General features: G+C 32.7%; 10 protein-coding genes. All 10 read right to left on the reverse strand.

Going from position 1 to position 21068, the window contains the following annotated elements; translation table 11 throughout:
- Window positions 1–135 precede the first annotated feature (135 nt).
- A complete protein-coding gene (locus ES045_RS14165) occupies window positions 136–957 on the reverse strand; it encodes a DUF6236 family protein (RefSeq protein WP_147116938.1) in 822 nt (273 codons plus the stop codon).
- 256 nt (window positions 958–1213) lie between these two features.
- Window positions 1214–4345, reverse strand: a complete 3132-nt coding sequence (locus tag ES045_RS14170) for a glycoside hydrolase family 2 TIM barrel-domain containing protein (RefSeq protein WP_189663115.1) — start codon at window positions 4343–4345, stop codon at window positions 1214–1216.
- A gap of 411 nt (window positions 4346–4756) precedes the next feature.
- Window positions 4757–7420 carry a glycoside hydrolase family 2 protein gene (locus ES045_RS14175; RefSeq protein ID WP_147116940.1) on the reverse strand — a complete coding sequence of 888 codons (2664 nt, stop codon included), beginning with the start codon at window positions 7418–7420 and terminating at the stop codon, window positions 4757–4759.
- 25 nt (window positions 7421–7445) lie between these two features.
- Window positions 7446–9098 (reverse strand): beta-N-acetylhexosaminidase, encoded by a 1653-nt coding sequence (locus ES045_RS14180; protein ID WP_147116941.1) that lies wholly within the window; start codon window positions 9096–9098, stop codon window positions 7446–7448.
- A gap of 74 nt (window positions 9099–9172) precedes the next feature.
- The gene (locus ES045_RS14185; protein ID WP_189663116.1) at window positions 9173–9967 is read right to left on the reverse strand and encodes a glycoside hydrolase family 16 protein; all 795 of its coding nucleotides are present in this window, start codon (window positions 9965–9967) and stop codon (window positions 9173–9175) included.
- Window positions 9968–10336: 369 nt separating this feature from the next.
- Window positions 10337–12898: a LamG-like jellyroll fold domain-containing protein gene (locus tag ES045_RS14190; protein WP_147116943.1), complete on the reverse strand. Its 2562-nt coding sequence runs from the start codon at window positions 12896–12898 to the stop codon at window positions 10337–10339.
- A 345-nt stretch (window positions 12899–13243) separates the two neighbouring features.
- On the reverse strand, window positions 13244–14233 hold the full coding sequence (locus ES045_RS14195) for a T9SS type A sorting domain-containing protein (protein ID WP_147116944.1): 990 nt from the start codon (window positions 14231–14233) through the stop codon (window positions 13244–13246).
- Window positions 14234–14331: 98 nt separating this feature from the next.
- Entirely contained in the window at window positions 14332–15906 is a 1575-nt protein-coding gene (locus ES045_RS14200) for a sulfatase (protein ID WP_147116945.1), read from the reverse strand.
- 17 nt (window positions 15907–15923) lie between these two features.
- Window positions 15924–17831, reverse strand: coding sequence for a RagB/SusD family nutrient uptake outer membrane protein (locus tag ES045_RS14205; protein WP_147116946.1), 1908 nt, complete (start codon window positions 17829–17831; stop codon window positions 15924–15926).
- Window positions 17832–17851: 20 nt separating this feature from the next.
- Window positions 17852–21067, reverse strand: coding sequence for a SusC/RagA family TonB-linked outer membrane protein (locus tag ES045_RS14210; RefSeq protein WP_147116947.1), 3216 nt, complete (start codon window positions 21065–21067; stop codon window positions 17852–17854).
- Between the last annotated feature and the right edge of the window lies 1 nt (window position 21068).

Here is a 21068-nt window from a genome sequence, read left to right on the forward strand (position 1 = left end):
TTGTAATAAGCTTTTAAAACAGGCATTTGCAATCGCCAAATCTGGGTTAATATATGACGATACTTTCAGAAGTGTGTTGGTGAAAAATTAAGTGAATTTTACTTGTTTTTTACCACAGTACTTTGTTGGCAGTAGTTATTTTTTTTCAAGTTTTTCCATATAATATAAATAAGCAAAGTCTTGAGTTTCTTTTGGTAGTCCTTCCAGTTTAGTTTGTTTTTTTATACTTAGATTTATGGCAGCATTTATTATTAATCCAGCTACACCTCCATAACCACTTGGTAATTCTAATTTATTTCCTGTTATTTCACCAATTAAAGGTAAAAGAACATTAACAGCTTTTGAATCTTCGAGGTTTAGATATGTTTTCATAGTGCTCAAAATTTTCTGAAATTTATTTTCATCCATAACCTTATGAATATCTAATAAGTTTTTATGAATTTTTTCCTTGAGTCTAATTAAGGAGTCTTTGGAGTAGTTTTCTTTTTCAAGCGTTATTTTTAATTCATTTATTCTGTCTCGAAAAGCAAACAATTCAGAACTTCTTTTCTCTTTAAACTCTAAAACTTTATCAAAACTGCAATTTACTGGTATTGGCAAATAGTTTTCGATTGACAGTTCTAATGTATTTATTTTTTCATTTTTGTTATTGCTTGGTAATTTTAAAATATTGCCAGATTGAGCGATGGAAAATAAAACTTCTTGGTTAGAATTATTAATCTGATTATAATAATCCATTTGAGCTAATTCTCTGGAAGCTAATCCTATTGGAGATAATGGTGTAATTTCTTTAGGAAAATCAATTATAATACTTTTTAAAATTTTCTCATCAAATAATAATTTGTAGTTAGAATCAGATTTATTCAAACCTCCAAAAAGTGAAGGGTCGACATAATGTATTTCATCCCAATAAACTAAATATCTTCTTAGTGAATTTTCGTCAATTCCTCCTGACAAATCTAAGGATGTTTGATTTTTTGTTAAAAAACTTTTCCCTGTAATAATTATCCCTCGTGTTCTCATTTTTTTTTAATTACTGCCAACTAATTATATCCCAAATAAAAATACAAAAAATCAATCTAAAAAAGCACTTCACATACTAATAACCTTTGTATTTTGTATGTGAAGTGCTTTAAAAATTATTAGCTTTTATTTTACACTTCTTGTCTCAATATATCATTGAGATTATACGAAATTACAGATACAAAAAGGGCTACTTAATAGGTGTAATAGTATACCCGTAGTTATATGTTTTATCATTTAACCTATATTTTTCTATAGTTAACGATTTCATAGACCAGGTATCTGCGCCACCAACGCCCAACTGAAGCATATCTACATTTACCGTATAATAGCTGTTTGGTTTTAGCTCATTGGTATGTAAAGCCTTTTCAATTTGTTTGGTTTCCCAAGGCCAAACAGAAATACTTAAGGGTTTGTCTCCTATTATTTTTATACCGCTGTTTTTGTTATTCTTTAAAGAAAGCCACCTTACCTCTGTTCTGTTACCATTTTCTTGTGGTTTTACATAGTTATGTAAAAAACTTTCCACTTTACCCGTAAATACATCAACCTCTGCTGCTGCACTTCTGTCTGAATAATTTTCCCAAGGCCCATTTCCGTAGAAAGACATCGTATTATAACTATTTGGCGTATTAAAAGTAGTCCCAATTCTTACAGGCATCTCAATTGATTTTTCGATGCTTAAATTATTGGCTACATGAATTTCTCCTAAATCATTAATGGTATATACTTGTTTGAATTGAATTTTATCTTTAATCGCCTGCTCAACAGTAATTTGAACCTCTCCGTTTTGCAGTATTTCTGTATGTAAAGAAACCATGGCTAAATTATCTGCTGCGTTTCTCCAAAATTTTGCCAAATTATGCGATTTCCATCCACGTTGATCATTGTCTGTTTGTGGTCTCCAAAAATTTGCTTTGATCTCTGAATTAATTAAAACGGCTCCTTTATAATTGAATCCATTTAATACTCCAGAAGCTGCATTAAATGTAACTTTAAAGTTTTTAGCGCCAACAATAATCTCCTGCTCGTTTTCTACAACCGTTAATTTAGAGGAAACATTTTTAGCTACAACTCGTTTTTCATACGGTAATTTAAATTGTTCTTTCGCAACCTCAAAACCTGCGTTACTATACAGAGTTTCCTTGTTATTTATCATTGAAACTCTTAACCAATACTCTTTACCTGCTTTTGGTTTGATTGCTTTTATAGGAAAACGAACATCTGTAGAAGTTCCTGCTTCCATACCTAAATCTTTAACAACACCATTCTGAATCTCTTTTCCGTCTTCGGAAACCGTCCAAACAAAATGATACTCTTTTGTGTCTTCAAAATTAAATCTATTTTTAATAGTTACCAGGCCTTTCGCCAAATCTACAGCCGTAAATTCTATCGGTTGAAACACATATTTTAACTCATGCGTTTGTGGTTTTGGTGTTCTGTCGGATGCAACAACTCCGTTAATACAGAAGTTTTTTAAATTAGGTTCATCGCCAAAATCGCCACCATAAGCAAAATAATCTACGCCGTTTTCATCGGTTTGTTTGATTCCTTGATCTATCCAATCCCAAATATAACCACCTGCTAATTTATCATTCGCTCTAATTAAATTCCAATATTCTTCAAAATGTCCGAGAGAATTCCCCATCGCATGTGCATATTCACAAGCTATAATCGGACGATCAATTAATGGATTATTAACAAGTCCTTCTAGTTGTTCTAAAGTTGGATACATTCTACTAATCACATCTACAAACGCAGGATCTGTAGGGTTAGACATGTCTTTGTTGTACCTTTTTTGATACGCCTTTGTATAAAAACTATTATATAATGGCGATTCTGGTATGCCTTGAGAACCTTCATAATGAATAAAACGAGTAGGATCATAATCTTTTACCCAAGCTGCTGCTGCGGCATGATTTGGTCCGGTTCCAGATTCATTTCCTAAAGACCACGAAATAATACTTGGGTGATTTTTATCTCGTTCTACCATTTCTATAACTCTTGCCATAAAAGAAGCATTCCAAGTAGGATCGTTTGCCAATTGACCTCCAATACCATGCGATTCTATATTGGCTTCATCCATCACATAAATACCATATTCATCACACAACTCATAAAAATAAACATCGTTCGGGTAATGCGAAGTTCTTACAGCATTGATATTAAACTGTTTCATCAACTCTACATCCTTTCTAATTTCTTCTCTAGTCATTGTTTTTCCGCCAACATCACTATGGTCATGTCTGTTAACTCCCATTAATTTAACAGCCTTTCCATTCACTTTTAAAATACCATCGGCTACAGTTTCAACTTCTCTAAATCCTACTTTTGTACTTCTAGATTCTACTAATTTACCATTAGCATCTAAAATATTTAAGACCAATGTGTAGAGATTAGGTATTTCTGCAGACCATTTTTTCGGATTCAATAGCTCTTGTTGTAACATTCCAAAGTAGACATGATCTCTCGGAGGAAACCTTTCATTTACAATTTTATCTACCGCAATTGATAAAGGCCTATTTAAAATGTTTTTTGACTCTGAATCAAATAATTTTGCTTCTAACGTCCAGTTTTTAATATCAATACCAGCTGTAACTTTTACTTTTGGTCTTATTTGTAATACTGCATTTTCATAAGTATCATCTAATCTTGTTCTTACAAAAAAGTCAGAAATATTCACTTTTGGTTGTGCTAATAATAACACTTCTCTATGAATACCACTCATTCTCCAATGGTCTTGGTCTTCTAAATAACTACCATCACTCCATCTAAAAACTTGTACAGCTATCGTATTTTTTCCTGCGGTTGCAAACTTGGTTATATCAAATTCTGCCGGTAATCTACTACCTTGACTATACCCTACTTTTTTTCCATTTACCCATAAATAAAAAGCAGAAGACACGCCTGCAAAATGCAACACCAATTGTTTTTCATTCCAATTCTCTGGTAATTCAAAGGTCTTTAAATATGAACCAACCGGATTTTCTCTATCAATAAAAGGAGGATTTGGTGTAAAGGGATACACCACATTTGTATAAATAGGAATTCCATAACCTTTCATTTCCCAACAAGAAGGCACTTCAATATCTTTCCATTGAGAGGCGTCAAAATCTGGTTTATAAAAATCTAACGATCGGTTTTTGCTATCGGCAGCAAAACTAAATTTCCAAGCACCCTCTAAACTTAACACCTCACTTTTTGTTCTATCGCCATTTATCGCTGCAGATTCTGTTGTGTAAGAATAAGAAGTTGCGCTAGCATCCATTTTATTGACAGAAATAATTTCTTGATTTTCCCAATCGTTGTTTTGTGCATTCATTGAAACCATGAAAATTAAACATGTAAAAACCATTGTATTTTTTACACGGATAAAATTTTGATTGTGAAATTTAAGTACATGCTGACCTTTAGCACAAAAAATCGCTAATAATGAAATGAAACCTAAAAAAAGGAATGTGAAAACCATAATTTAAACTTTTAAAATTTGAGAATTAAATACTAGCACAGAAAATATAGAAACTAAGATTGTTCATTTTAAAATTGAAGTGAAATAATTGATTTTAGATGACATAATTTAGGAATCTCATAAAGCATAGTAAACTTTATGGGATTTGTCCCTTGGGTCGAAAAGACAAAACTGTGAGGAAAAACTGTCCAAACAAACTGTGAGGAAAAACTGAATAAACACAAAACTGTGTGGCTATACTGTAAGGCAAACTAAAAAGAGTAATTAATTATCCTTTGATTTCTCTCCAAAATCTTCTTGCTGCTTTTCTACTTTTTTAAGTTTTAAATCGTTCAATTCTTTCTTAACTTTTATAAGTTCGTCTGCTAGTTCCTGTCTTTTATTATTTGAACTCATGTTCGCTAAAGTGCGATTGCTATTTGTTTTTGCTGCCAGTTCTTTCTCATCAAAAAGTAAAACATCTTTTGTTGGTAGACTTTTAAAAGTAATTTCTCCACGAATAGGTCTCAAAGAACCTTCAAAAAGCAAAGAAGCTTTAACTGTAATTTTACCCGATTTCGTAGTACTTTGAACTAAAATAGGTGCTGTTCCCCAATTTACTTGCCTTGGACTCGCAATAAAAGGTTTATCACCAATCAAAGTTCCTTCTCCTGAAATTTCAAATTGTAAAATGCTATTATTTAAGCGTTTTATATTTCCTGATTTATCTGTAATTGCAGCAATCACAGTTACAAAATCTGAACCATCTGCTTTTAAATTCACACCATCATCATCTACCCAAAGTATTATTTTTTCTGGTCGTAAAACTGCCAATACAGTATCTGTAGCAACTAATTTTCCGTTGATAAAACCTTCTGCTAACAAATAAGCATCTTTTTGTTTTTTCTTACGATGCAATGCCTTTATTTCTAAAAAATGATACGCATCTTTAAAAACAATTGGTGGCGACGGCATTCCTGCTAACGTTTTATCCTTTTTATGCGTAAATACTTTACCATCCTTAAAAACCGTTAATTTTACTTCTTCAGCATTAGAAAAAATCATCACATCAGTATCACTAAAAGGAGTCATTTGATTCGCAATATGAATCATTGGACCTGTTTCTGCAATAATATCGGATTTTTCTGGACTTCGTTGTGCTTTAAACATCTCATAAGAATATTTTGGCTGACGATATGCATCCATAATTCCACCATAAAAAGGATCTGGATGATAACCTCTTTGATGATCAAAAGAATGCCACAAAGCACCGCCCATGTGTTGTGGAGATGTTTTATACAAAGAATTATAACTGATATAATTATAAGGCGGATTTGAATAATGCAATGCCTGCACTAACATTGGTCTTTCTCCCCAACTTCTATGCACACGACTTGGAGAATTGTGCGAATTCCAATCATCTACATTGTCTCCCCATTCTCTTGTATAATAATTTTTATCCATATCCATACTATCTAATGGATACGTAAATATCACAGGAAAATGTTCGCTTCCTTTTGCTTGTAAGTCACTTGCTGTATGCGAAATCCCTCCTTGCATTTCTGCCTCAACAATCTTTTTGGTGTTCAATGCAAATGCATCCGGATACCAAGTTTCGTTTAAAATGGGTTCCCATAACCAAATACTAGGTCGGTTACGATCTCTACGCACCATATTTCGAATATCGCTATACACATATTGCTCAAAACTAGGATCGTTATTCCAAAATTGCCATCCCGGAGTATTTACAATCACGAAAAGCCCCAATTCATCACAAGCATCCATAAAAGCAGGATCTTGCGGATAATGTGCATTTCTAATTAACTTTAAACCAACATCTCTTAATTTTTTAGCATCTCGCCAATGGATGTTATTAGAAAGTGCATTTCCCACAACAGCAAAATCCTGATGACGATTCGCACCCATCAAAGGTTTTCCGTACGGTTTTCCGTTCAACCAAAAACCATCTTTTCCTTTAAACTCAACGCTTTTAATTCCTATTCGTTTTCGATAACCATCAACAACTTTTCCTTTTTTATTTAAAATGCTAATATGTAATTGATACAAATACGGATTCTCTGGTGACCAAAGCGTTGGGGTTTTAATCTTTGCTTTTTTTGAAAAATAATTTGAAGTTTTAGCATTCAATTGAACAGCAACTTCCGATTTTAACACACGCTTTCCTTGGGCATCAAACCATTCGTATTTTATTTTTCCTAAAAAGTTTTTTGAAGTTTCATTCTTTATATGCAATTTGGTCTTTACGGTAGTTTTATCCGTAGAAACATTTTCAAAATTCATAAGAAAACCACCTCCACCAACTACATCTTCATAATTAGGATTTGTAATAAAAACCGAATCGTGTGCAACTAACCAACAATCTCTGTAAATTCCTCCGAAATAAGAAAAATCTAACATTTCTTGAGCTTTTCCTGGAGGATACGCTGGATCGTTACTATTATCTGCCCAAACCGCAATCACATTGTTTTTATTCCAGTTTAAATGTTCAGATACATCAACAATAACTGGTAAATATCCACCAAAGTGCATTTTTAGTAATTTGCCATTTACAAATACTTTCGACTTCCCCATAATTGCCTCAAAATGTAAAAAAAGCTTTTTGCCTTTCAACGCATTGTCTGGTGTAAAATGCTTGCGATACCAAACCTCACCTTGGTAATTAGCGCCACCACTCGCCTCTTCCGGTAAATATTCGATACCATTAGGCAAATTAACTACAGCCCATTCTTTATCATTAAAACTTCTGCTCTCTGCATTTGGAATTGGACCTTTATGAAACCTCCATGCAACATTCATCGAAAAAGCTTCACGCCCAGTATTTTCTAAGGGATAAAAACCAGCTTTCGAAAACTCAGGTTGATGCTGCCCTATAACTGACGATAATGTTAAGAACAAGAAACAAAACGTTGTACATATCTTTTTGAACATATTATTTTTTTTTAAAGTAAATATCTTAATAAACCGATTTTTTATAATACTTCGGATGAAAACGAATGCCATTTGCTTTCCAATAATCATAGTGACCTTGATTTAAACGTTTCTTAAAATCGATGTAATTTTTATTTTTAGGAACAGACCACATATTTTCTGCAAAAGCAGGCATTCTAGGTAAAAGTGTGTATTCTAAATATTCTACGGATGAAATAAATTCTGTCCAAATAGCAAACTGTCCGCCAATAATATACTGCGCTTCTTCTTTATTCAATTCTTTCGGAATTAAATTATATTCATATACTTTTTCTAATGTATTTATTGAATATGCGACAGCAAGTGGTTCATTTTTAGGATCTTCTTGATAGCGATTAAAATATAACGGATTGTTAGGCGTCATAATTACATCTTGCTTTAGTTTTGCTGCTTCAATACCGCCTTTTTCACCTCGCCAAGACATTACGGTCGCATTTATCGGTGCGCCACCTTCTAAAATTTCATCCCAACCAATTAATTTACGGTCGTTTTTTTCTAAAAATTTTGCGATCCTTTTTATAAAATAACTTTGCAATTCGTTTTCATCTTTCAAATGATTATCTGCTAATCGCTGCTGACAATCAGCACATTTTTTCCAATAAGATTTATCAACCTCATCACCACCAACGTGAATGTATTTTGAAGGAAATAACTCCATCACTTCAGTAAAAACATCCTCTAAAAACTCAAATGTAGTTTCTTGACCTGCACAATAATTTAGGTTGATGTTTGCTGGGTTTACAACGCCATTCCACAACGTAGAATTAGGAGATTCTTGTACATGTTTTTCACAAGAAAATTCTGGATACGCCGTTAAAGCAGCACCAGAATGACCAGGGACATCTATTTCTGGAACTACCGTTATATTTCTGTCTTGTGCGTACGCAACAATTTCTTTGACTTGTTTTTGGCTGTAAAATCCGCCATATTGATAGGGCTTGCCATCTAACTTTTTAGCATAGGTACTATCTTGCTTATAAAAAATACTACCCGGAATTTCAGTTCTCCAACCACCAACTGATGTTAATTTTGGATATTTTTTAATTTCTAATCGCCATCCTTCATTGTCTGCCAAGTGCCAGTGAAACACATTTAATTTATAAAAAGCCATTAAATCTAACAGCTCTTTTATCGTTTTTGTATTGTAAAAATGTCTGCTGACATCCATAACCATTCCACGCCATTTTACATTTGGTTTGTCGCTTATTGTTAACGCTGGCAGTTGAATAGGCGTTTGTGTATTGTTGTGAATTACATATTGCAAAAGCGATTGTGTTCCGTAAAACAAACCTGCATATCCATTGGCTGTAATATGTATTTCGGTTTCAGAGATTGTTAAAAGGTATCCTTCCTCCCCTAACTTTTTATTAGCCTTCTGTAGTATTTGTAAAATAATATTTTTTGAAGCTTTCTTTTTCAAAGCGATGCGAACACTCGTTTCTGCTTCTATTTTATCAATCAAATAATTGGTTAATTTTGTACTTTCTTGCTTTTTTAAGCCTTTAAAAGTGACTCCTACGGTTGCATCTAACTCAAAATTCCCTTTGTTAAATTCCAAAGATACTGGCGCAGGAATAATTTGCCCATAATGAGAGAGACTAACTAAAAAGGCGAGCACTAAAAATAGTTGTTTTTGCATAATTCTTAAATTGAAACGTTCTTTTAATTTTAGGTTTTATAAAAATTTAGTTAAGTGATGATAACTATTTTTATTTATTCATTTAGCTCCCAGACTTTCACGTAATCTATGGCCATTTCATAAGGAAGATTTTCTGTTGAAGTAACCTTCCCAGGCCAATAATAGGTTCCAGATTGTCCTTTATCTGCAAGTGCATGATTTAAAATAATGTAGAAATCGGTTTCAAAAGGCCATCTTTTTTCGAATGCTCCTTTAGATTCATGCACCATTGTTAAAATATCATTTACATAAAACTCAATGCGGTTTGGTAATTTTATAATTCCATACGTATTGTAAGCATCTACATTTATAGGTGCTGTTGTTGCAAAAGAATTTTTCTTGGCTTCACCGTCTGTTTGATGTACTACTTGATGCACAAAACCATCATTATTTAGACGTTCCATAATATCGATTTCACCTCCATTTGGCCAACCTTTGTAAATTTCATTTTGTGGCATCAACCAAATTGCAGGCCAACCTCCTTGTCCAGCCGAATTGAATTTTGCTCTAATTTCAATTTTTCCGTATTTAAAACTGAATTTATCTTGACTTCGTATCGCACCCGTTTCTGGCAAATCGGTTTTAGCATTCCAACGCGCCCTCATGTGTAAGTTCCCGTTTTTGACTTCTGCCAATGTGGGGTCTTTTACCACATATCTATTCCAAGCAGCACCGATAGTTTGTGTTGGTAAACTCGTCCAATATTTGGTATTGTAAGCATCTCCGTTAAATTGGTCTTCGAAAACTAATTTATGGTTTGTTCCATTTTCACCGTCGTTTATATTTCTATTTACAGAACATGATGTAAGTGTACTGTAAAGGCAAATCAAAACTAGTAAGTTTAATAAACTTGTTTTTTTATTAATTGTCATTCTTTCTCTAATTGTACTATTTGTATCTATTTTTTTCTTTTTTATAAAACTTAATACTATTTTTTATCTCTTCATTATACTTTAAACTTAAAAGACTATAAAAAAAGTTTTGGCCTTTTTCTTAATTTTCACTTACTGTTATTCTTAATATATTTACAAATACTTACATATCCTCTATTTATATTAAACCTTCTAGGTTTGCTTTTTAAAGAGTATATGATACCTGATGAAAACTATTTTAAATGAAGTATTCTATATTAATTTAGATTTATGAAAAGGACCTCAAAACTAATTAAGGGCCTATTATATTATTGTCCTTAAAATATCTTAATATTTAACAATTCTGATATTCTGGCTACTTCTATATTGTGAAACCGTTACAATATAACCCCCCCTTTCTAACCTTTTACCAAATTTATAGTCCTCATTCCAGTTAAATTTAGCTTTATGAACTAATTTACCTAAAGTATCGAATACTTCTATATTAACCTTATCCGTATTTTTCGCGTTTCTTAGCTTGATACTAAAAGTATTATTTGAAGGGTTAGGCCAAGACACTAATTCTAAATATTTAACCTTAGACGGTTTATCATAAGATAAACTCTTTAAAAGTAAACTATCATCAATGCTTATAGGTATTTCTACATTAGCATTCATTTTACTATTTACTGCTCTTAATAAGTTTAGGGTTTGATCATAATCGATGTCTGTTGCAGAATCCCAAGCCATCACTCCTGCCAAATCTTGCTCTACCACATGATTAGATTTATATGCTATGGTTTCCTGACCGTTAAAAGTCATGCTAACCCCATTTATATCCACCACATCAAGCGATGGGTCTAAATTAGGATATGTAGCTATAAAGTTAGCATAAGCAAGTGCGCCACCACTGGCTACTGTTCTTACCCCATAAAAAGGTAAACCCATTACCAATTTTTCCTTTGGAACACCATGGTTTAAAAAAGTAGTTACATTGTTTATAAATTCAGCTCTTGGAAAACGTTGAGCCGAAGGCCCGTAAGATTGAGAAGAAATAAAATCTAAAGCACTTACAGCACTAATATTTATGTTATAATACAAAGGGTGTAATGTCGCACTAAAAGTAACCATTGAAGGAATGACATTATTAATAGTAGTAATTGCGCTATTATAATTATTCCAACAGGTATTATTGGTACACCATTCAAAGTCTAAATCTATACCGTTTATCGTAGGGTATTGTGATAATAAATTATTAATATTATTTGCGAAATTTGTTCTTGCGGCACTATTGCCAATCATAGCTTCCCAATCTCCTCCTATAAAGCCTATTCTATACTCTACACCATCATAACCATCAAAAGCATTTACTATTTGGTCATAATAAATTTTCCAGGTTTGAGAATCTTTTCCTGGACTTGAAGCATCATCAAATTTTAAGTAGGCTCTTGTAAAAGTCTCATTCCAAGAGTCTATTACAATCCCTTTGTTTTTTATGGAATTTATATTACCACTAGAAAGCGCTAAATTAGTAACGTTTACTTCATCTAACTTACCATCAAACGCTGTTCCTAATATCATATTTTCATTAATATTAGGTGATAATGTTGGAAAGACACCCATATTTGAAGTAACTACCTGTGATGCATTTATATAGCCTTTAATTCTATTAGTAGGTGTTACTTGTGTTCCATCGAAAACCAAAGCGATATGATTCCATACTCCAGTAGTAATTGAAGTATTTGCAGACACATAGGTATTAGTTCCATTTGCTACCTGAAACAACAATTCATTTGTACCTGAATTACCTAATTCTATTCCTATTTTATTATTATCATCTAATTTAACGCTAACAATAGTACTGCCTTCAACCCAAGTATCAATATACACCCAAGCACTAAAGGTGAATTTAGGAATCCCTCCAGTAGCCAATCTCATTAAGTGCTTTCCAGAATTTAATGATCCCGCTGCATTAATATCTGCTACACCATTTCTTCCAGAAAAACTAACAAGATGTGTTGCATTTGTAAACGTAGCATCATTTATAGGATTTTCAAAAAACAACTCTCCATTAGCATAAGGTGCAGCGGTTAAAAAGACAATATCATTGTTATTTCTTAAATACTCCCCCTTAACACTTCCTAATTGATAGAAATTAGGACGTACATACGCACTTACAATTCTATATTTAAAAATCGGATTATCAGTTACAACCTGTTTAACTGCATTACCTGTAATAAGTCCGTTAATAGTCCCTTTTACATCATATATCGTATTTATTGCTGTTTTATCTATCTTCCAATAATTTAACAGATTATCATATAGTGGATGAATCTTATTAATAGTATTTTTATAATCTAATTGTGCTTGTGTTAATGCAACATTCCATATACGAACCTCATCGATATTTCCTGTAAAATTATTACCCAATTCAAAATTTGCACTTGTATTTGGTGAGGTAGTTGGTATCGTGCCCGTGTGAAAATTTGAAACAGATACCCCATCTACATAAGCCGTAACTCTATCATTAGGCAATGACTCGTAACCATCATACACCAAAGCGACATGATGCCACTTTCCGTCCTTAAGACTTGTGTTAGCAGATTGGTAAGCGTTACCTCCACTAGATACCATAAAAAATAATTGTCCGTTAGATTGGTTTCCTAGTTGTATTCCAATTTTATTAGAATTATCTGTACGTTTGATAAAAATGGTGCTATTTTCTTGCCAAGCATCTACTTTTACCCAAGCTTCAAAAGTAAACTGAGAGACACCATCAACCTGGTCTATATCTCCAAAACTCACTAAACCTGTTTGATCTGTATTGTAATTTATAGATTGATTTGATACCTGTGCTCGTTGTATAAAACTACAAAAGACTAACGTGAAAAAAAATAATTTCAATTTCATAATTTTAAAGTTTAATTGTTAATATTTGGTTTCATCTTTTTCACTTATAAAATATTGCAATCCTTTAGTATATAAATTTTAACTCCTATTAATTATCTCATACTAATACATCTTCTTTCTTATAACTTAATTCACTGATACTTACAATGGTTATAAACTCGAGAAAAAACTGCCTAAAAGTGTATTTTGTTTAACTTCTTCAAATTATGGGGGACATAGATCTTCAACACTATTAATAGTGAGTCTATTGATATTCTAAAGTGAATTCAAAATTGACATCTATGAAGTCTTTTAGACAACCTTAATACAATTACTCCTATTGAGAAATAGTATTTCACTAGAAATTTATTTCACAATAAGTTTACTTACTTTTCTAATAGATTCACTTTCAAAAACTATCACATATACCCCTTTAGTTAAAGTACTAGTGTTCAACCTTATTTCACTTTTATTTATAATATTTCTGTGTAAAAGTAAACTTCCTGTAACACTATAAACAGATACTTGTCCGCTAGTGTTGGTAATTAATTTAATATTAACCTCTTTACTTACTGGATTTGGATACATTTCTAAACTATTAACTGTATCAAAACTTTTTGAGCTTAAAGTTGCATTGTCTTCAACCTCGTACGTTGTTGCAAAATTATTTATTTGACCCAAAACGGTTGTATCAGAACCTATATTTGCTGTCGCAGAATTAGAAGCTGCAGCTCCCGATGGTCTTTCATTATCATTGAAATTAAAATAAGCATCAAAATTTTCTGGAGTACTAGATTCAGCTATATCTATTGCACTTAGTGCAGTACCTTTCGTAATTCTTAACTCATCTATATTAACCTCTGTAGTCCAACCTATTTGAAATTGCTCAGCACTTAAATCACCTGTACTTGCTGGATAAGATCCAGAAATCCCTCCCCCTGATCTTTCTAAACCATTGATGTATAATTTTACTGTACCTCCATCAAAAGTTAACGCTACGTGATTCCAACCTTCGGTTGATTTTAAATCGGTACCCCAAAAAGGTTGTTGACCATGAGTTGTACCGTCTCCAATTCTAACATAAACACCTCCATTATCTGCTCCAGTGGTTAGAAGTCCAATACGATTACTTCCTGATTCCTCTATTTTAAAAACCCAAGTATTGCCTGCAAATGTTTGAACTTCATACCAAAATTGAATAGTGAAAGCTGTCTGATTAGATAAAAGTGTCCCAATTTGATTTGACGAAAAGCCTTCTCCCGATGCTCCTGTTGTTTTTAAGCCATAGTTTTGTGCATTGATTGTTGAAGTTAATGTCATTGCAACAATTGCCAATAATAAAGTAATTTTTTTCATGTTTAAAAAGTTTAGGTTGATAATTCATTTTTAAAAAATTTACAAGTTATTTTTAGATTCATCTTAAAAAAAAAAGATGAATCTAAAAATAATCTTGCTTATTTATTGTACTGTTCTATATAGTGATTGTCTAATGTTTCAGAATCTTTATATTTTGCTCTTGTTTCTTTTAATTTCTGTTTCATTTCGAGAACCACTTCAGCATACGCAGGATCATTAATTACATTATTAATTTCTTTTGGATCTTTTTTGCTATCATACAATTCCCATTCATTCACATCGTGGTAAAAGTGAATCAATTTAAATTCTTTCGTTGCAATACCATAATGTCTTTTAACAGCATGTTCCGCGGGATATTCGTAATAATGATAATAGACAGCTTCTCTGTCCCAAGCTTCTTTTTCTCCTGTTAATAAAGGCACTAGACTTTCTCCTTGCATCTCTTTTGAAGCATCAACACCAGCAATTTCGAGAAAAGTTTGGGCAAAGTCTAAATTCTGTACCATTTCATCTTCCGTAATTCCTGCTTTTATTTTATTTGGCCATTTGATTAATAATGGTGTTTTAAAAGATTCGTTGTACATAAATCGTTTGTCAAACCAACCATGTTCTCCTAAATAAAAACCTTGATCTGAAGTATACACCACCAACGTATTGTCTGCAAGTTTTTCTTCGTCTAAATAATCTAATACACGTCCTACATTATCATCTACAGAAGCAATTGTTCCTAAATAATCTTGCATATACCGTTGGTATTTCCAAACAGTTAATAAAGAATCATTCATGGTTGGATATCGCTTTTTAAAATCTTCGTTGATAGGTCCATAAACGGCATCCCAAGCTGCTCTTTGTTCAGGATTCATTCCACCGATACTTTGTCCTAAATTACTCCACTCTTTGATTCCTAATTCCTTAATAGTTTGTGGCGTCAATTTGTTATCATTGGTTAAAGACATGTGTTTAAAAATTCCCATTTGCGCAGTTTTAGACGCAGTTCCTCTTGTCTTATAATCATCAAACAGCGTTGCTGGTAAAGGAAATGTCTTTTTAGTGTACTCCGTAAAATACTTTTTACTCGGCAACCAAGCTCTGTGTGGTGCTTTGTGCAAATACATTAACATAAAAGGTTTTTTAGGATCTCTTCTGTTTTTCATCCAATCTAAAGTAAGATCGGTTGTAATATCTGTTACATAACCGTTAATAATGGTATCTCCTTTTTGTGTGATAAATTTCGGATTGTAATACGCTCCTTGTCCTGGTAAAATTTTAAATTCATCAAATCCTTTAGGATTATTTCCAAAGTGTAACTTACCAAACATTGCTGTTTGATAGCCTGCTTTCTGAAGCAATTGAGGAAACGTAACATTACTCGTATCAAACTTGCTTAAGTTATCAATTTTACCGTTGATATGACTATGTTTCCCTGTTAAAATTACGGCTCTAGATGGCGCACAAATAGAGTTGGTAACACTTGCATTTGTAAACAACATTCCTTCTTTAGCAATTCGATCTATGTTTGGTGTTTGTATCAACGTATCATCATAAGCACTTATCGCTTGATACGCGTGATCGTCTGACATTATGAAAATAATGTTTGGTTTAGTTAATTGTTCTTTTTTTTCTGAACATCCCACTAAACATAAACTTAAAAAAAATAGTATTAAATACTTCATAATTGAAATTATAAAAATTAATCAGCTGGAATAGCTGCGTTTTTAGACCACCCAAAGTTTTGATATAAGGCTGCGTTATCTCCGGTGGAGTTTGTTAATGTAAATTGATCTAGCGGTATCGCTGTTAAATAGTGAGCTTGTGGAAATGCATACCCGTTGTAAGCTCTGTTTGATGAAGATCTTCTAAAGGGTTGTAAATATTTGGAACCTCCATTAGATGGTGACATCGACACATTATCTCCCTCTCTTAATTCACCTTGATAATTGGTATAATATTCATCCCAGAGGTTAAAACCTTCTACGATATAATTTTCCATAGTATCTAAAGATTTCCATCTGTAAAGATCCATAAGTCTCATTCCTTCAGCGATAAACTCGTTTCGTCTTTCTCTTCGAATATTATATAAAGACGGACTTACCAATGAGCCTGCGGAATAAGTAGCTAAGTCTCGCTCTTTAGACAAATCTGTGTTACTTATAGTTTTTTGCACATCATTATCTACGCCTGCTCTATCTCTTAGTAGCTTCCAATAACCAAGTGCTATTCCGTTTAGTGTTCCACTACGTTCATAAGATGCCTCTATATAATTTAAGTATGCCTCAGCAACTCTAAAGATTGGAGTTTCTGTTGTTCCTGCAGTAGAAGACACTGCTTCTTGAGGATCAGTACTCATCCATTTTTCCATTTGATAACCAGAAGTAACTCCTTGCCAACCTGTTCCTCCTATCAACTCTGGGTAGCTGAAGAAATCTTTTGATCCGTTAGTATTTTCTTTTCGCACATTACCTTCAGATAATAATGATACTTGTAACCTCTCATCTCTGTTGTCTACAATATCAGACAACAATTTATCTCCTTTATACTCCGAATTAACAGCGTAGATAGGTAAACCATTTTTCATTAAAAAAGATTCTACTAAAGACCTTGTAAACCCCACTCCAGCACCAGTTCTTTGTAAATAATGTGTAGCTCCATGACCTAAAACAGCACCTATATTATAGCTTTTATAAAAAAGCACTTCTTGATTTGCTGCTAAATTATTAGATATAAACATATTTTTATAATCTGAAGAAAGACTATAAAGATCTGCAACAGGTTTTGAATAACTTAAAGATTTATCTAAGAAAAAATCTATTTCACTTTGAATGTTACCAGACTCATAAGAAAAACTAGGATGTAAATATGTTCCTGGCCAATCTGAATTTCCTGGAACTCTAGCAGTACCTTGATGATACTTTAACCAAGTAGCTTCAAATAATGCTACTCTAGAAGCTAATAAATGTGCTACAGATTTGTTTATTCTATTATTAGAACGGTTATCTTGAAGCATTGATATTGCTTTATCTAAATCTTGCAGAACAAAACGAGCAACTTCATTTCTTGGCTGTCTTTTACTTGCATTAATTAGTATTTCAGTATCCTCAGACAACACCTCCGTTATGATAGGAAAATCTCCAAAAGATTGAAGTTTATTAAAATAGAACCAAGCTCTAAAAAAATAATTTTCACCTGTAAAGTGTTTTACATCTGAATTGTCTTCATCTAAAACACCTGATGCTATTCTTTTTTCTACGATATCTATGAAATAATTGCATTCTCTAATTTGATTAAATCTCCAATCACCTAAACCACCACCAGCTGTTGAAGGAACTAATTTATATCCCTTTAATAAATTAGCCTCCTCCCAAGGTCCTATAATATCATCACTATTTTTATCAGTTGCATATAAAGATCTAGCGCCTACTTCTTCATTTACATTAAAGCTGCCATAGAATTTGTTTACAAAAAGTTCTAAATCTGATGCTTTGTTAAAATAAGATTCTTCAGAAAGGAAACTTAAAGGTTCTTTATCTAAATAGTCATTACAGCCTACAGCAGTTAAGCAGCAAGCTATAAAAGCAATATAATACAGTTTTGTTTTCATACTTATTAATTTAAAATCTATTAAAATGTTACATTTAACCCTGTTGAGTATGTTGCGGACATGGGATATGTTTTTCCACTACCATTTATTAGATCCTGTATTCCTTCTGGGTCAAATGTTCTTAACTTCGTATTTGTGTATAAGTTTTCACCAGACAAATAGATTCTCATACTAGTAGCACCAATTTTAGATAAAATATCTTTCGGTACGTTGAAACCTATTTGAATATTTTTTAATCTAAAATATGAGGCATCTTGTAAGAAATGTGTTTGCGGTTTGTAGTTTTTATCCCCTATAAATGGTCTCGGATAATAAGAATCAAAATTAGGACCTAATTCTGCGCCATAAGCTCTAAAATAATCTAGATGATCGCTGTAGGGAGATACTTGCCACTGGCTAATACCTGGGTAAAATGCACCTCCAGAGAGCAATACGTCTCGTTTACCAACACCTTGAATAAAGGCACTAAAATCTAACACTTTATAACGTCCTCCTAAATTTAAACCAAAAGAATATCTAGGTGTACTATTTCCAATCACAATCATATCACCACTATCTCCTAAACGCTGAGCTCCAGCATCAATTAGTTTGTCTCCATTTAAATCTATATATTTAATATCTCCACCTTCCCAAGCGCTTCCAAAGTTGGGTTGATTATTTTGCAACCAATTAGTCATCTCTAAATCTGATTGTGCTATACCTGCGGATTGATATCCCCAAATTTCACCAAGATTTTTACCTTCATAAAACTGATCACGACCATTCACAAATAAAATATTCTCTGGATTGCTGTACTTTGTGACTTTAGTTTTAACATCACTAAGTACAAAGCTTGCATTGTATGATAAATCATCATTTATACGATCCTTCCAACTCAATTCTAACTCCCAACCTTTAGAAACTAATTCGGCATTATTGGTTCTTGGAACAGTAGCACCAAAAGTTCCTGGTTTTAAAGGAGCAGGACCAATCATATCCATAGTTTTTCGTTCATAAATATCAGCTGTAGCTGTCAAACGGTTTTTAAATACAGAAATATCAACCCCATAATTATAACTACGTATTTTTTCCCAAGTAATAGAAGTACTAAATGGCGCTGGCATTGGTAACTGAGATGGCACAGAGCCGTTTACTGCCCAATTACCATTATCAATATTCATGTTTTGAAAATATGGGTAAAAACTATTTGTATTTTGATTACCCAGAACTCCCCAAGAACCTCTAATCTTTAGATTATTTATTTTACTAGAAATATGATCCCAAAAATCTTCTTTAGCAATATTCCAACCTCCAGAAACTGAAGGAAAAAACCCCCAGCGCTGATTAGAAGGAAAACGAGATGCCCCATCTGCACGATAATTTAATTCTAATAAATACTTATCTTTATAATTATAGTTTATACGTGTAAATACGCCAACATTACTCCATTCTCCTTTAGATTCATAAACATATTTATCACCGTTTTGAGATATAAATGGTCGATCATCTGAATCTATATTATCTGTTGCTAATCTCGAAAAATTAGATTTGTATAGTTCTGTTTGAGTACCTAAGAGAAACTTTAAATTATGATCTCCATAAGACTTCTCATAATCTGTATATACATTTAATCCGGTGTAGTTTACTTGTCCGTTTTGAACTTCAAAATAATTTTGACCCGGTGCAGTTATTGCTAATATGCCCCAATCTCTAACTTCAATTTTCGGAACATAACCAGAAAAAACAGGAATATATTCACTATCACCATTAGGTTGAACTACAGAGATTCTTCCAATATGTTTTGAATTATCATGATTTTCTATTCTTGAGTTAAACTCTCCATGTATTTTCCAGTTTTTAATAGGTTCAAAAGTTAATTTTAACTTATTATACAAATAGTCCGTTTGCTCTATTATACGCCCTCCCTCTTGTAACTGCTGTACCATAGAGTTTTCCATATATTCGCCATATGGTGTAAAAAGAGGTGATGTTGGAACTGATCTAGATAAGTTGTGATAAAAGCGTTCGTCTTGTGCAGTCGGTCTATTTTTATTTTTACGCATAAAACGAGTATTTAGACTTACATCAAATTTCTCACTAAGTTTTGCGTTAATTTTGGTACTAAAAGACAACCGATCAAATACCTCGTCAGAATAGGTAAAAGTTCCCTCTTGCTCTAAATGATTTATTGAAGTATAGTAGGTGATTTTTTCACCACCACCACTTAAACTTAAATTATGCTCCTGCCCTATACTTAGCTTTTTTAAATGTACATCATACCAGTCTGTATTTCCATAAGCAGATCTATTTAATTGCCAATTCGTACCACTAGAATTAGGCTGAGTTCCGTGAGCTAAATCAAAATTTCTATAATCTTTAATTCTTTGAATTGCAGCTTCTCCATAAATAGCATTTCTACCTGTATTTAGATATAAATCATTTAACATAGAAGCATATTCTAAAGAATTCATTCTATTTGGAACGTTTATTGGGGTTGCAAAACGAAAGTTATTTGAATAATTAACTCTAGTTTTCCCTGATTTTCCTGCTTTAGTTGTAACTAAAACAACTCCAAAAGGTGCTCTTGATCCATATATAGAAGCTGATGCAGCATCTTTTAATACAGAAATATTTTCAATATCATTTGGATTTACAGAACTTAAATCACCCTCTATACCATCGATAAGGACTAATGGGCTTCCTGATGAACCTTCCCCGATAGTACCGACACCTCTAATATTTATATTAAAAGCTCCATCTAATTCACCTCCAGAATCTGTACTAATATTTAAACCAGCAATAACACCTTGCAAAGCTTGATCTGCTCGTAATATTGGTCGGGATTCTAATGCTTCAGAACCTACTTGACTTACAGCTCCAGTAAGATTTTCTTTTTTCTTAGTGCCAAAACCTACTATAATGATTTCGTCTAACTGATTGTTAGAAGGTTTAAGAGCTATGTTCTTAACGATAGTTCCAGATCCACTAATAGTGACTATAACAGATTCATAGGATATGTAACTATATTCTAAAATATTGCTAGAAGAAGGCGTAAAAGTTATTTGATATAAACCATCAAAATCAGACACAACACCATTTGATGTTCCTTTTAAAATAATGCTTGCATTAGGTAATGGCATTCCTGTATCATCGGTTACTACACCTTTTACGGTAATAGCTTCATCCTGACCGTAGCTACTAAACCCAAAAAAAAGGGATAATAGCATAGTAAATAATACTATTTTTATACTATTCATT

Source organism: Polaribacter sp. IC073 (assembly GCF_007997075.1).
Taxonomy (GTDB): Bacteria; Bacteroidota; Bacteroidia; order Flavobacteriales; family Flavobacteriaceae; genus Polaribacter.

What these genes read in the sequence shown, in the direction of transcription:
- ES045_RS14170 (WP_189663115.1), bottom strand. Translation starts at nt 4,345, where the DNA reads ATGAATGCACAAAACAACGATTGGGAAAATCAAGAAATTATTTCTGTC.
- ES045_RS14175 (WP_147116940.1), bottom strand. Translation starts at nt 7,420, where the DNA reads ATGTTCAAAAAGATATGTACAACGTTTTGTTTCTTGTTCTTAACATTA.
- ES045_RS14180 (WP_147116941.1), bottom strand. Translation starts at nt 9,098, where the DNA reads ATGCAAAAACAACTATTTTTAGTGCTCGCCTTTTTAGTTAGTCTCTCT.
- ES045_RS14190 (WP_147116943.1), bottom strand. Translation starts at nt 12,898, where the DNA reads ATGAAATTGAAATTATTTTTTTTCACGTTAGTCTTTTGTAGTTTTATA.
- ES045_RS14195 (WP_147116944.1), bottom strand. Translation starts at nt 14,233, where the DNA reads ATGAAAAAAATTACTTTATTATTGGCAATTGTTGCAATGACATTAACT.
- ES045_RS14200 (WP_147116945.1), bottom strand. Translation starts at nt 15,906, where the DNA reads ATGAAGTATTTAATACTATTTTTTTTAAGTTTATGTTTAGTGGGATGT.
- ES045_RS14205 (WP_147116946.1), bottom strand. Translation starts at nt 17,831, where the DNA reads ATGAAAACAAAACTGTATTATATTGCTTTTATAGCTTGCTGCTTAACT.
- ES045_RS14210 (WP_147116947.1), bottom strand. Translation starts at nt 21,067, where the DNA reads ATGAATAGTATAAAAATAGTATTATTTACTATGCTATTATCCCTTTTT.